This is a genomic window from Methylobacterium sp. NEAU K, from assembly GCF_030700285.1.
Taxonomy (GTDB): domain Bacteria; phylum Pseudomonadota; class Alphaproteobacteria; order Rhizobiales; family Beijerinckiaceae; genus Methylobacterium.
The window spans coordinates 113,803-127,109 of sequence record NZ_JAUYZJ010000003.1 but is presented as its reverse complement, the minus strand read 5'-3'; the positions used below and the strand labels follow the sequence as shown (position 1 = coordinate 127,109).

Annotated in this window: 14 protein-coding genes; 8 read left to right on the top strand and 6 right to left on the bottom strand. The window is 68.6% G+C overall.

Annotation, left to right across the window (positions count from 1 at the left end; genetic code table 11):
* Positions 1-398 precede the first annotated feature (398 nt).
* The 3 genes from Q8W67_RS03815 to Q8W67_RS03805 form a co-directional block, all read right to left on the bottom strand.
* Positions 399-1,256: an alpha/beta fold hydrolase gene (locus Q8W67_RS03815; protein ID WP_305541272.1), complete on the bottom strand. Its 858-nt coding sequence runs from the start codon at positions 1,254-1,256 to the stop codon at positions 399-401.
* A gap of 69 nt (positions 1,257-1,325) precedes the next feature.
* On the bottom strand, positions 1,326-1,544 hold the full coding sequence (locus Q8W67_RS03810; RefSeq protein WP_305540959.1) for a hypothetical protein: 219 nt from the start codon (positions 1,542-1,544) through the stop codon (positions 1,326-1,328).
* A 99-nt stretch (positions 1,545-1,643) separates the two neighbouring features.
* Entirely contained in the window at positions 1,644-3,377 is a 1,734-nt protein-coding gene (locus tag Q8W67_RS03805) for a patatin-like phospholipase family protein (protein ID WP_305540957.1), read from the bottom strand.
* A 200-nt stretch (positions 3,378-3,577) separates the two neighbouring features.
* On the opposite strand from Q8W67_RS03805, the gene Q8W67_RS03800 reads away from it, so the two are divergent.
* On the top strand, positions 3,578-4,330 hold the full coding sequence (locus tag Q8W67_RS03800; protein WP_305540954.1) for an SDR family oxidoreductase: 753 nt from the start codon (positions 3,578-3,580) through the stop codon (positions 4,328-4,330).
* A gap of 181 nt (positions 4,331-4,511) precedes the next feature.
* The gene (locus Q8W67_RS03795; RefSeq protein ID WP_305540953.1) at positions 4,512-4,898 is read left to right on the top strand and encodes a hypothetical protein; all 387 of its coding nucleotides are present in this window, start codon (positions 4,512-4,514) and stop codon (positions 4,896-4,898) included.
* A 49-nt stretch (positions 4,899-4,947) separates the two neighbouring features.
* On the opposite strand, the gene Q8W67_RS03790 is transcribed toward Q8W67_RS03795, so the two are convergent.
* Complete coding sequence (locus Q8W67_RS03790) at positions 4,948-5,298, bottom strand: energy transducer TonB (RefSeq protein ID WP_305540950.1); 351 nt, start codon at positions 5,296-5,298, stop codon at positions 4,948-4,950.
* A 116-nt stretch (positions 5,299-5,414) separates the two neighbouring features.
* On the bottom strand, positions 5,415-6,386 hold the full coding sequence (locus Q8W67_RS03785; protein WP_305540947.1) for a polyprenyl synthetase family protein: 972 nt from the start codon (positions 6,384-6,386) through the stop codon (positions 5,415-5,417).
* Positions 6,387-6,533: 147 nt separating this feature from the next.
* Between Q8W67_RS03785 and mtgA the strand changes: the two genes are divergently transcribed.
* Positions 6,534-7,184, top strand: a complete 651-nt coding sequence (gene mtgA / locus Q8W67_RS03780) for a monofunctional biosynthetic peptidoglycan transglycosylase (RefSeq protein WP_305540944.1) — start codon at positions 6,534-6,536, stop codon at positions 7,182-7,184.
* 63 nt (positions 7,185-7,247) lie between these two features.
* Positions 7,248-7,898 (top strand): hypothetical protein, encoded by a 651-nt coding sequence (locus Q8W67_RS03775; RefSeq protein WP_305540941.1) that lies wholly within the window; start codon positions 7,248-7,250, stop codon positions 7,896-7,898.
* A 21-nt stretch (positions 7,899-7,919) separates the two neighbouring features.
* Here Q8W67_RS03775 and Q8W67_RS03770 read toward each other — a convergent pair whose 3' ends face one another.
* Positions 7,920-9,158 (bottom strand): argininosuccinate synthase, encoded by a 1,239-nt coding sequence (locus Q8W67_RS03770; protein WP_305540938.1) that lies wholly within the window; start codon positions 9,156-9,158, stop codon positions 7,920-7,922.
* A 204-nt stretch (positions 9,159-9,362) separates the two neighbouring features.
* On the opposite strand from Q8W67_RS03770, the gene Q8W67_RS03765 reads away from it, so the two are divergent.
* The 4 genes from Q8W67_RS03765 (at position 9,363) to atpA (ending at position 13,168) form a co-directional block, all read left to right on the top strand.
* Positions 9,363-9,989: a 2-hydroxychromene-2-carboxylate isomerase gene (locus Q8W67_RS03765; protein WP_305540935.1), complete on the top strand. Its 627-nt coding sequence runs from the start codon at positions 9,363-9,365 to the stop codon at positions 9,987-9,989.
* A gap of 109 nt (positions 9,990-10,098) precedes the next feature.
* Entirely contained in the window at positions 10,099-10,791 is a 693-nt protein-coding gene (locus Q8W67_RS03760; protein ID WP_305540932.1) for a DsbA family protein, read from the top strand.
* A 217-nt stretch (positions 10,792-11,008) separates the two neighbouring features.
* A complete protein-coding gene (locus tag Q8W67_RS03755) occupies positions 11,009-11,581 on the top strand; it encodes a F0F1 ATP synthase subunit delta (RefSeq protein WP_305540930.1) in 573 nt (190 codons plus the stop codon).
* A 54-nt stretch (positions 11,582-11,635) separates the two neighbouring features.
* Positions 11,636-13,168 carry a F0F1 ATP synthase subunit alpha gene (gene atpA, locus Q8W67_RS03750; protein WP_305540927.1) on the top strand — a complete coding sequence of 511 codons (1,533 nt, stop codon included), beginning with the start codon at positions 11,636-11,638 and terminating at the stop codon, positions 13,166-13,168.
* Positions 13,169-13,307 lie beyond the last annotated feature (139 nt).

Sequence of the window (13,307 nt, the reverse complement as noted above, 5' to 3'; positions counted from 1 at the left end):
TAATGGGCAGTCGATCGAGAGGTTCCCAAAGAAAATCTGTAAATATCCAATACAAAATTGCCGTCCAGCCGGATTAAGCCCCGACGTCGTTCGTGGCCGCGATCGTGAAACAGCCTGCTGCAGTACCCGACCGTATCGCAGCCGAGCGGCAATCCAGTCGCTTTTTCTGATATGCACTTATCTGCCGTGCCGCCTTCCGATTGGCCGCCCTACGCTCTCGAAAGAATTGCAAAATCGCCTTTCGCCTTCAGCTCCCGCCGTGCGATCCGGGTGGGTGCCGGACCGCTCCGACCAATGGTTCTGGGGCCACGTACGTGCCGCCCTGATGGAACATCCGCAGTTCTCGGCCGCGATCCGTCTGACGAACTGTCGGCCTCGAGCGGGCGCAGGACATTCACTCACGATAGGAACCGCCGCAATTCGGCGTTTACCGCCGCCGGCTCCTCATGGGCGAGCCAGTGGGTCGCCCGGTCGTGCCACCAGATCTGCCCGGCATCGCAGAGTTCGAGGCTCGCCTCCGCGAGGCCAGCCTGAAGGGCGGTGTCCTTCCTGCCCCACAGGATCCGCGTAGGCACCCGGACACGCGGCGGCGCTGTCCGCGGAAGCTGCGCGAGGGCACGATACCAGTTCAGCATGGCCGTCATCGCGCCGGGCCTCAGCCACGCCTCGACGTAGCGGTCGAGGTCGGACGCCGAGAAGGCACCCGGTCGGCTCGTGCCGGCCAGCGCCCGGCGCAGTGCCCGGCACCGATCCGCGGTCAGCAGCCGCTCGGGCAGTACCGGGAGCTGGAACAGGCCGACATAGGAACTGCGCAGCCATTGTCCCGGATGCCGGCGCATATACGATCCGACGACGCCTGGGTGCGGCGCGTTGAGGATCGCGAGCCGCGCGACGCGCTCGGGATGGTGGCTGGCGATCCACCATGCAACGAGGCCGCCCCAGTCGTGGCCCACCAGCCGCACCCTGGCGAAGCCGCAGGCGTCGGCCAGGGCGAGCACGTCTCCGGCGAGCCGGTCCAGATGATAGGCGGATACGCCGCGCGGCCTGTCGCTGAGACCGTAGCCGCGCTGATCCGGTATCACGAGCCGCAGGCCCGCCTCGGCGAGCGGCCCGATCTGGTGTCGCCAGCCGTACCAGAATTCCGGAAAACCGTGCAGCAGGATGGTGGGCGGACCCGCATCCGGACCGGCCTCGCCCACGTGCAGGCTCACATCCGGCAGATCGACCCGGCGAAAACTCACACCCGCCACATCCATGAGGCTCAGCACTCCGTCACGCCCTCGGCACCCGTCGCCATCGTGGATCGCGACGGTGCACCGGCCCGGTCAGAAGCCGAGGGCAGAGCATGCCCCCGCTTCGGCGGAAAGCTGGTCCCGAAGATCGTCCGGCGACGTCCGCGTCCAGAGACAGAGCAGGACGAAGGCCGCACCATGCAGCAGGGCGCCAGCCGAGGCGACATAGGGCGTTCCATCGCTGCCCCGTAGGCTCCGGGCGAGATCGGTGTCGGCGGCGGTCTCGTACGCCCTCGCGAGAAGGTTCGTCATGGCCTTGGGCTCCAGAGTCTTCGTTCCTGGTAGATCGCGGCCCAAGGCATTGGGTTACAGACCATCCGTCGTCTCGGTGCGCTGCCGCACGCCGGCCGCTCAGCGCATCGGGTCGAGCCAGCGGGCCAGGTTTCCGGCGGCGATGTTGGCGCAGGTGTCGCGGTAGCCGAGCTCGGCGGATTCCCGGAAACTCGACCACGCCCGCAAATCGATGCCGGCGAGCGGCGGCTTGAGCAAGGCGGTGGCATGGGCCGCCGCGATCATGGTCTGCGCATCGCTCGACACGGTAGCGGCGCGCAGCAGAAGCGGCGCGAGGCTCGGCATCGCGAGCGGAGAGCCGATGAGCCTCCGAACCAGGCGGCCGCGCCAGCCGCGCCGGGGCATGTCCTCAAAGGCACGATCGCTGCCGACATCGACTGCGAGGACCGGGCCGCGCTCCAATTCGGCCGCCACGTCGGCGGGCAGGTTGTTCATCATGCCGCCGTCGACCAGCACGCCTTCGTCGCTGAGGACCGGGGGCAGGAGCCCGGGAATGGCTATGCTGGCCCTCAGGGCCTTGGGCAGGTCGCCCGAGCGGTGGATCATCGCCCGCCCGGTGGTGAGGTTCGACGAGACGCAGAAGAACGGCAGCCACAGATCCTCGATGCGCATCCCGCCGTAGCGCTCGGCGAGGCTGGCATCGACCTTGGCGCCTCGGGTCAGGGCGTGGATGGGCAGCGTGTAGTCGTTGATCGGGTTGCGGCCCGCGAAGGTGGCCTCGGTCTGCTTCCGGATCTCGCCGACGTCCCAGCCCATGGCAAGGCTCGCCGCGACGATCGCACCCATGCTGGTGCCGCCGACGAAGTCCGGAGCGCAGCCGGCCTCGTCCAACGCCTTCAGAACCCCGAGATGGGCGAGACCCCGGGCCCCGCCCCCGCCGAGCACGAGGCCCCGGGCCGCGCCGCTGGCGAGCCGTGCAAGCCGGAGCAGATCGTCCTGCCGACTGGGGCGGACCTGAATGCGCATCGCGGCGGGGAGCGCCGCGACTTCGGGATGCAGCGCCTTCGGCCGTTGCGCCTCCGGGTCCTGGCGAACCACGAGGTCCATGCGGATCCAGTCTGAGCGGACCCGCTGGAGATAGGCGGATGCGCCCGGACGCGGCGGAGAGCCGGGCTCGGCCAGCAGCAGCACGTGGTCGCCGTGCCGCTGGCTCAGCCGGCACCAGGGACAATCGACCTCGCGTGCCATGAAGATCGTCCGCGCGTGCCGGGCTTCGAAGGCATGGAACCACCCCTCGTCCGCGCCCTCCGGCCAGTCCGTGAGGCAGCCGGTCTCACCCGGCAGGATCGCGTCGAAGGCGGCGGCGAGATGCCTCGCGAACGGCTCGGGATCAGGGCCATCCGTGACCGCCAGGACCACGAAGGTACGTGGGGCGTGATGCACCGAATGGCCTTCGTAGAGTGTGCGCAGGCGGTCGGCGAGCATGCGGGCGAAGTAGAGGAGCGTGTGCGGATGCTCGGCGATCACGGCCTCGAAGGCCGCGCGGGTCAGGCACAGGAGGTGGGAATCGCGCAGCGCCACGACGCTCGCCGCCCGCGGTGCGTCGGAAAGGAGCGCCATCTCCCCGAAGATCTCGGGCGGCCGCAGGCGAGCGATCCGGCTGACGGTCCCGTTATGGTCGCGGGCCGAGATGCCGACCGCTCCGGACACGAGGGTGTAGAGAGCGTCACCCGCCTCGCCCTGCTCGAACAGAGTCCGGCCACCCGGCACCGCCATCGAGACCATGCGGTCCCGCACCGCCACGGCCGCCGCGGGGTCGAGGCCGGTCAGGAACGGAATCTCGGGCGTGCTCACCGCTTCACCACCGCGCTCGCGGTCGCGCGTGACGTCCGATCCCCTCGCATCGCCCCGCTCCCGACTCGCATGGCGCTCAACCATAGCCCGTCGCGCCCGGACGGATGGCGACGGCGAGGTCGCATCTGAAACGGACCGCCCTTCGCGGCGCCGCAGCCGTCCGTTACAGGCAGGACAACGCCGTGATGAGGGAGGAAGCGATGTCGGTGTTGGGTCGGATCGCGATCGTGACCGGAGCAGGTACGGGTGTCGGCAGAGAGGCAGCCTTGGCGCTCGCCGGAGCCGGTTGGAGCGTCGTGCTCTCGGGGCGGCGGCAGGCGCCGCTCGAGGAGGTGGCTGCACAGATCGACGCGGATCGCGCCCTCGTGGTGCCCACCGACGTCACCGACCCGGATTCGATCGCCAACCTGTTCGGACAGACCCGGGCCCGCTTCGGCCGCCTCGACCTGCTGTTCAACAATGCCGGGATCGGCGCACCGCCGGTACCCCTCGAAGAGCTGCCGCTGGAGACGTGGCGGCAGGTCGTCGACACCAATCTCACCGCGCTCTTCCTGTGCACCCAGCACGCGTTCCGGATCATGCGCGATCAGGATCCCCGCGGCGGCCGGATCATCAACAACGGCTCGATCTCGGCGCACGCGCCCCGGCCGAACTCGATCGCCTACACGGCCACCAAGCACGCCGTGACGGGCCTGACCAAAGCGACCTCGTTGGACGGGCGCGCCTACGACATCGCTTGCGGCCAGATCGATATCGGCAATGCCGACACTCCGATGGGCGGCAAGATGAAGGCAGGTGTTCCCCAGGCCGACGGCTCGATACGTCCCGAAGCGGTGATGGACACGGCCCATGTCGGCCAAGCGGTGCTCGCGATGGCGAACCTGCCGCTGGAAGCCAACGTCCAGTTCATGACCGTCATGGCGACCAAGATGCCGTTCATCGGGCGCGGCTGACGCTCGTCCTCCGTCCCGGCCCGGTGCGGCCGGCCCGCCTGCCGTTCTTGAGGTCCGCCACGGTTTCGATTCCCCGACGGCGACCGTCATTTGCCTTGCGGTCGGTGCCGCGATCGGCGGTCTGCAAGGAGCGTTCGTCGCCTATCTCGGCATCCCGAGCTTCATCGTCACGCTGGCCGGGATGCTGGTCTTCCGCGGCCTGACGCTGGCCCTGCTGCAGGGTGCCTCGATCGGCCCGTTCCCGGAGGTGTTCCAGCTTCTCGCCAAGGCCTTCCTGATCAATGTCGCCGGACCCTGGACGTCCGTGCTCATCGGCATCGTCATGTCCGTCGCACTACTGGCGATGGACTGGCACCGCCGCGCTGTAAAGGCCAGCCATGGCGACCAAGCCGAGGGCCTGCCGGCTTTCAACGTCCGCAACGGCGTGTCCTCGATCGTGATCCTGGCCTTCGCGTATCAGACGAGTTCGTATCGCGGTCTCCCGAAATTACTTATCGTCAACTTCCTGCTGGTCATGCTCCTCGCCGCGGTCTGCCTCGACGTCTACAACAAGAAGAACCGGGCTTGACGGGAAACCACCGCCGGTCTGCCTCCGCGGCGCCGAGGAACACCGTGCTTTAAGATTCCCGCGGGCGCTGCCGATCGTTGATGCGCTGCCGATGGGTCGGCACTTCGGGGAGCTTCGAGGCTGGCTGCGGGATTTCCATCATGAGCAGCCGATGTGGCTGCGGGCCCGCCAAGTGCCGCGCCTCCTGCGCCTCCGGGCGCGGCGGCGGACTCCGGACCGGTGCCGGCCGCGCGCGCTTCTGCGACGTCGGCATCGCCGCGAAGCCGGCGCACAGGACTAAGCAACACAGACCGATCGCGACGCCCCTTACGGAGGGCTCGGGATGGGTCATCATGTAGCCGAGGCCGCCGAGCCCCGAGCCGGCGGCCAGGAACTGGGGAGTGGACACGTAGGAGGACATGCCCAATACATCGGGCATGCGCCCCTACCGCCCGGTCAAGCCGATCCGCTCAATTGTCCGGATCGGGGCCGCTCCCGGCCGGGACGCAAGCGCGGAACAAGCCGCGCCCTTATCCCTCAGGTCTTGCGCGCGACGGTGAAGCGGGCGGCGTCCCGAAGCGTGCGCGCGCCCTCACCCCAATGCGCCACCGCGTCCTCGCAGACGCCGACGAGGCGGTCGCATTCAGCCCGGGCGCCATCGAGGCCGAGGCGGTCCACCAGCGTGGCCTTGCCGGCATCCTTGTCCTTGCCGGTGGCCTTGCCCATCGCCTCCGGCGAGGCTTCCCGATCGAGGATGTCGTCGGCGATCTGGAACGCTTGACCCAGGGCCAGCCCGTAGCGCAACAGCGCCGCCCGCTGGCCCTCGTCGGCACCGCCGACCAGGGCGCCGGCCTCCACCGAGAAGGCCAGGATCGCGCCGGTCTTCATCGCCTGCATCCGCAGGGTGTCGTCCACATCCATGTTGCCCGCGCCGAACCGCCCTTCGGCGGTCAGGTCGAGGAGCTGGCCGCCGACCATGCCGCCGAGGCCGGAGGCGCGGGCTAGACCGAGCACGAGATCGGCGCGGATCCGCGCGTCCGGCTGCCAGGTCGGGTCGGCGACGATCTCGAAGGCGAGCGTCTGCAGGGCATCGCCCACCAGGATTGCCGTGGCCTCGTCGTAGGCCTTGTGCACCGTCGGCTTGCCGCGGCGCATGTCGTCGTCGTCCATGGCCGGAAGATCATCGTGCACCAGGCTGTAGCAGTGCACGAGTTCGACACCGGCGCCGGCCGCCAGCGCCGCCGCTTCGGACCCGCCGAGCATCCGGGCGGTCTCGATGGCGAGAAACGGGCGCAGGCGCTTGCCGCCGCCGAGCACCGCGTGGCGCATCGCTTCCATCAGGCGCGGCGGCCGGGCGATCTCGCCGGGACCGACCTCCGGCCCGAGGCGTTCGACCAAAAAGGTCTCGACCGTTCCGGCGACCTGAGCCAGCCTGTGGGAAAAATCGGCGGCGTGCGTGCCTGCCTTGACCGAACCGGTCGGAGCCTGCGTTGAGGGGGTCGGGGTCATCGGGCGTTGCGTCCGGTCCTGGCCTTGCGAAATCAATCGGGCGTCGTTTTGCGCGGAGACGAAATCAAGTCCAACGAGACCGGACCCGGGCGAACCGCGGCGGCGCGCGATCTACCGCGTGCGCGCTCCCGCCGTACGCGCCGGGTCGTGGGCGTGCTCCTGCTGCTCCCCGCCGTCGGATTCGTCTTCACGCTCGCGCTGGCGCTCGTCTATAGCGCAGTGACGCCGCCGTCGACCCTGATGCTGGGCCGATGGTTGACGCTCCAGCCCGTGCGCCGCGATTCCGTGCCGCTCACGGCCATCGCGCCCGTCCTGCCCCAGGCTGTGATCGCTTCGGAAGACCAGCGCTTCTGCCTGGATTACGGCGTTGATTTCGGGGCGATCCGCGAGGTCGTCGAGGATGAGGACTCGCCGAGCCGCGGCGCCTCGACCATCGCGATGCAGACGGTGAAGAACGTCTTTCTCTGGCCGGGCCGCTCCTACATCCGCAAGGCCCTCGAAATTCCGCTGGCGCTGGCGCTGGACGCCCTGTGGGGCAAGCGGCGGATGATGGAGATCTACCTCAACGTCGCGGAGTGGGGCGACGGCGTCTATGGCGCGCAAGCTGCGAGCCGCCACTGGTTCGGCAAGGACGCGAGCCGGCTGACGAGGGGCGAGGCCGCCCTCCTCGCGGCCGTGTTGCCGAACCCGATCGCCCGCAGCGCCGGCCGACCCTCGCCCGGGGTTCGCCGCCGGGCCGCCCGGATCCAGGCGATGATGGGCCAGATCGAGGGTCTCACGGGCTGCCTGCGGCGGTAGCAGGCGCCGAATCGGCTCTGTAAGAGAAGCGCCTGATCCGTGACACCCAGGAAATGACCTGCGATGAGCGACGCCGTCTACCACCTCACCCTCGAGCGCATCGCCCTGATCCGCCGGATGGTGGTCGCCTGGCACGGGGCCGAGCCGGGGGCGCCGATGATCCACCCGGAGGCGCCCTACGGCAGCCGCGACCGGGACGGCGACATCGCCAACGTCACGGGCGACGACGACGGCGCCGAGGAGGAGCACCGGGCGCTTGAGGACGGGCTCGCGGTGTTCTCGCAGAACGCCCGTCTCAAGCCCGGCCGCTACCAGTACCACAACCCGCTCGCCAAGCTGGACTGCGCTGCGATCACCGACGTCTTCCGCGACACTGCGACGGGCGAGACGCCGGAGCACATCACCTTCGCGGTGACGGACGAGCATCTGGCACTGATCCCGTGGCTCAACCTCGGCTGGGATGAGGCTCACGGGGTCCCGCGCATCGACCCGGACCGGCCTTATGGCGGGACGGAGCTCTACACCGTGGCCATGGGCCGCCATCTCGGCGGGCCGTCCGAGCAGGCTGCACGTGGAGACGGATCCCCGGACGATCGGCTTGTCCGCCTCCACCGAGAGATGCAGCCGGCCTTCCAAATTTTCCTGCGGTACGCCGATCTCGGGCCCGGCGCGTATCGTCGGGCAGACGCGTCTTCGGTCTGGGAGCCCGCCTGAGACAGGCAGGCTCGTGACGGTTCAGCCCTCGCGCTTCTTGCGCTGCGCCAGGGTGCGCAGCCGGAGCGCGTTGAGCTTGATGAAGCCCGCGGCGTCGCGGTGATCGTAGGCGACGGCGCCCTCCTCGAAGGTCACGAGGTCCTGATCGTAAAGGGAGTGCGGGCTCTCGCGGCCGATCACGTGGACGCCGCCCTTGTAGAGCTTCAGCCGCACCGTTCCGGAGACCTTCTCCTGGCTTTTGTCGATCAGCGCCTGGATCATCTCGCGCTCGGGCGAGAACCAGAACCCATTATAGATCAGCTCCGCATATTGCGGCATGAGCTGGTCCTTGAGGTGAGCCGCGCCGCGGTCCAGCGTGATCGACTCGATCGCCCGGTGGGCCGGCAGCAAGATCGTGCCGCCCGGCGTCTCGTACATGCCGCGGCTCTTCATGCCGACGAAGCGGTTCTCCACGAGGTCGAGCCGGCCGATGCCGTTGTCGTGGCCGAGCTGGTTGAGCTTGGCCAGCAGGCTCGCGGGCGAGAGTTTTTCGCCGTCGATCGAGACCGCGTCCCCCTTCTCGAACCCGATGGTGATGATGGTCGGCGTATCCGGCGCCTGCTCGGGCGAGATCGTCCGAGAGAAGACGTAATCGGGCACCTCGACCGCCGGATCCTCAAGCACCTTGCCCTCCGAGGAGGCGTGCAGGAGGTTGGCGTCCACCGAGAAGGGGCTCTCGCCGCGCTTGTCCTTGGCGATCGGGATCTGATGCTGCTCCGCGAAGGCGATCAGCTGCTCGCGGGAGCGCAGGTCCCACTCGCGCCAGGGGGCGATCACGGTAACGTCCGGCTTCAGCGCGTAGTAGCCGAGCTCGAACCGGACCTGGTCGTTGCCCTTGCCGGTGGCGCCGTGGCAGACCGCGTCGGCCCCGACCCTTTCGGCGATCTCGATCTGCTTCTTGGCGATCAGCGGCCGCGCGATCGAGGTGCCGAGCAGGTACACGCCCTCGTAGACGGCGTTGGCGCGAAACATCGGGAAGACGTAGTCCCGGACGAATTCCTCGCGCAGGTCCTCGATGAAGATGTTCTCGGGCTTGATGCCGAGCAGCTCCGCCTTGCGGCGGGCCGGCTCCAGCTCCTCGCCCTGGCCGAGATCGGCCGTGAAGGTGACGACCTCGCAGCCGTAGGTGGTCTGCAGCCACTTCAGGATGATCGATGTGTCGAGGCCCCCAGAATAGGCCAGCACGACCTTCTTCACGGTGCTCTTCGCGGGATCGGACATGCTGCTTCCGGAACTGGGGCGGGGTGTCGGCGGCTTATCGCGGGTGTCATCGGCCTGCAACCGGCGTGCCGCCTTGCGCGTAGCGTTGTTGCCGGACGATCGACCGCGTTTCGCCTCACGGTGGCCTTGCGGCCGTGTGAGGCACCGCGCGGCGCGGGCATTGCCTGATCCCGGCCGCATGAGATCATCGGAGAAGCGAAGTCCATGGCGCGCCAGCCGACTCTGGAGTTCTGGTACGAATTCGCCTCCTCGTATTCCTATCTCGCGGCGATGAGAGTCGAGGCCGCGGCCGAGGCGGCGGGTGTCGCGGTGCGCTGGCGCCCGTTCCTGCTCGGACCGCTCTTCGCCTCCCAGGGCTGGACCACCTCACCGTTCAACCTCTACCCGGCCAAGGGCAAGAACATGTGGCGCGATGTCGAGCGTGAGGCCGGCCGCCTCGGCCTGCCGCCGCTTACCCGCCCGGCGCAATTCCCGCAGAACAGTCTCAGCGCGGTGCGCGTGGCCGTCTACGGCCACGACCAAAAGTGGCTCGTGCCTTTCTCGAAGGCGGTCTTTACGGCGAGCTTCGCCGAGGGACGCTCCATCGCCGAGCCGGCCGCCGTGGTCGAGATCCTCGATTCGCTCGGCCTCGACGGCACTCAGACCGTGCGCGCCGCCGCCGGCGAGGCGAACAAGACCCGATTGCGGGTCAGCGTCGAGGAGGCGCGCTCGCGCGGTATCTACGGCGCACCGACCTTCCTGGCCGACGACGGCGAGCTGTTCTGGGGCAACGACCGCCTCGAGCAGGCGCTGGCCTGGGCGGTGGGTGACCGGCCGTCCGGGATCCGGTAGGGCGGCGTTCACGGGCTTGCGCCATCAAAGCGACTCGTCCCCGTGGTTCTGGCAAGGCTCCGCTCCGGTCCGGCCGAAGCGGGCGCTTCCTGATGTTCCGGACGATCCCATGCCCTTTTCTCGTCGTCACCTCCTCGCCGCAGCGGCGGGCGCGTCCTTGAGCATGGGGCTCGGCCGCGCCGCCGCGCAGTCCTACGGCCAGCGCGTCGCGGTGACCGGGGATGACGGCCGGGCGGTCGCGAACTCGATCCTGCCGGGCGAGATCACCGGCCAGATCCCGGCCCTGCACGGCGTCACCTACGCGGGTTCGCGGGAGGCCGAGACCACGCTGTACGAGTTCTTCGACTTCAACTGCCCGTTCTGCCGCAAGGCCGCCGCCGACGTCGTGGCGCTGAACGAATCCGATCCGGCGCTGCGCATCGGCCTCGTCCACAACCCGATCCTGTCTCCGCAATCAGCGCAGGCCGCCAAGGTGATGCTGGCGGTGCAGCGCAAGATCGGGTCTGGAGCCGCCTGGGGGTTCTATCGGACTCTCCTGAGCAAGCCCGGCCGCATCGACGGGCCAAGCGCCCTCACGCAAGCGGCCGCGCTCGGTATCCCGCAGGCGGAGGTCGAGGAGATCGCCGACAGCGAGGAGGTCCGCGCGGCGCTCAAGAGCCAGATGCGGATGGCGGCCGACCTCGGGCTCTACGCCACGCCCTCCTACGTTCTGGGTAACAGCGGCATCCTCGGCCATCCGGGGGCCCGTGCCATGGCGAAGATGATCGCCAGCACGCGCCGGTGCGATCGGCTTGCCTGCTAAGCGGCTGCGCGTCACACTTCCGCCGCCGTATCGCGCAGAGCAGCCCGTGTCCGTGTTGCGTGCGGCCATGCTGGCATGCTAGGCGGTCGCCGCGCCACAAGGGGCGGTTCTCGACCCTTCCCGCTGGTGGCGCGATCCCACGTCCCGAACGGTATCCGCACCGCGTTCCCGGCCGGAGCGCGCGGATCGGGCGGGCAACCAGAGAAGAGAGCGACGGGTGGCGCAGAACGGTTCCGAGGCTGGTCCCCTGGTAGCAGGCGTGGCGGGCCGGTACGCTTCCGCCCTGTTCGAACTCGCGCGCGACGAGCGCCAGGTCGACGCGGTCGCTGAGGGCCTCAATCAATTCGACTCCCTGCTGAAGGAGAGCGCGGACCTGCGCCGCCTCGTCCGCAGCCCCGTCTTCACCGCGGGGGAGCAGGAGGGCGCCATCGTCGCCGTGCTCGGCAAGGCGGGGATCGGCGGGCTCGCCGCCAACTTCATCCGTCTCGCGGCCTCCAATCGGCGCCTGTTCGCCCTGCCCGACATGATCACCGCCTTCCGGGCGCTGGTTCAGGATTCGAAGGGCATCGTGCGCGCCGAGGTGCGAGTGGCCGAGCGGCCGTCCGACGCGCTGATCGAGGAGATCAAGGCGTCGCTGCGCGACATCGCCAAGGCCGATGTCGATCTCCACCTCGTGGTGGACCCGAGCCTGATCGGCGGACTCGTCGTGAAGATGGGCTCGCGCATGATCGACGCCTCCCTGAAGACCAAGCTCAACGGTATCCGCCTCGCGATGCAGGCCGCGCGGTAAGCGCGCCCGATCCGATCCGAATTGCACTGACGAATTAGCGACAGAGGCCCGAGTATGGACATCCGCGCCGCCGAGATCTCCGCGATCCTGAAGGACCAGATCAAAAACTTCGGCGAAGAGGCCGAGGTCTCCGAGGTCGGTCAAGTCCTGTCCGTCGGTGACGGCATCGCCCGCGCCTACGGCCTCGACAACGTCCAGGCCGGCGAGATGGTCGAGTTCGAGTCGGGCGTGCGCGGCATGGCGCTCAACCTCGAGCAGGACAACGTCGGCATCGTGATCTTCGGCTCCGACCGCGAGATCAAGGAAGGCCAGACCGTCAAGCGCACCGGCGCCATCGTGGACGTGCCGGTGGGCAAGGGTCTGCTCGGCCGCGTGGTCGACGGCCTCGGCAACCCGATCGACGGCAAGGGCCCGATCGTGTCCACCGAGCGCCGCCGCGTCGACGTGAAGGCTCCGGGCATCATCCCGCGCAAGTCGGTGCATGAGCCGATGGCCACGGGCCTCAAGGCGATCGACGCCCTCATCCCGGTGGGCCGCGGCCAGCGCGAGCTGATCATCGGCGATCGCCAGACCGGCAAGACCGCCATCGCCCTCGACACGATCCTGAACCAGAAGCCCGGCCACGCCGCAGGCGGCGACGAGAAGGCCAAGCTCTACTGCATCTACGTCGCCATCGGGCAGAAGCGCTCCACCGTTGCCCAGTTCGTGAAGGTCCTCGAGGACCAGGGCGCGATGGAATACTCGATCGTAATCGCCGCGACCGCCTCGGACGCCGCGCCGATGCAGTTCATCGCGCCATTCGCCGGTTGCGCCATGGGTGAGTATTTCCGTGACAACGGCATGCACGCCGTGATCGTCTATGATGACCTGTCCAAACAGGCCGTCGCTTACCGTCAGATGTCGCTGCTGCTGCGTCGCCCGCCGGGCCGCGAGGCCTACCCGGGCGATGTGTTCTATCTCCACAGCCGCCTTCTCGAGCGCGCCGCCAAGATGGGCGACGCCGCCGGCAACGGCTCCCTGACCGCACTTCCGGTCATCGAGACCCAGGCCAACGACGTCTCGGCCTACATCCCGACCAACGTGATCTCGATCACCGACGGCCAGATCTTCCTTGAGACCGACCTGTTCTACCAGGGCATCCGACCCGCGGTGAACGTCGGCCTCTCGGTGTCGCGGGTGGGCTCCTCGGCCCAGACCAAGGCGATGAAGAAGGTCGCTGGCAAGATTAAGGGCGAGCTCGCCCAGTACCGCGAAATGGCGGCGTTCGCGCAGTTCGGCTCCGATCTCGACGCCTCCACCCAGGCTCTGCTGAACCGCGGTTCGCGGCTGACCGAGCTCCTGAAGCAGCCGCAATTCTCGCCGCTGAAGATGGAGGAGCAGGTCGCGGTGATCTACGCCGGCGTCAACGGCTACCTGGACAAGCTACCGGTCAGCAAGGTCCGCGCCTTCGAGGATACACTGCTGAGCACACTCCGCTCGAAGCACCAGGACCTGCTCAGCGCCATCGCCACCTCGAAGGACCTGTCGGACGAGAGCGCCGGCAAGCTGAAGAGCGTGGTCGAGAGCGTGACCAAATCGATCGGCTAAGGCATCGTCCCCTCCCCCATTGCGGGGAGGGGTAGGGGTGGGGGTCCTGCCGGATCGACCGGTCCGGTGCCTTCTGAGCCACCCCCACCTCCAGCTCCTCCCTGCAATGGGGAGGAGAGGCCCCTAGGAACGGACCTGG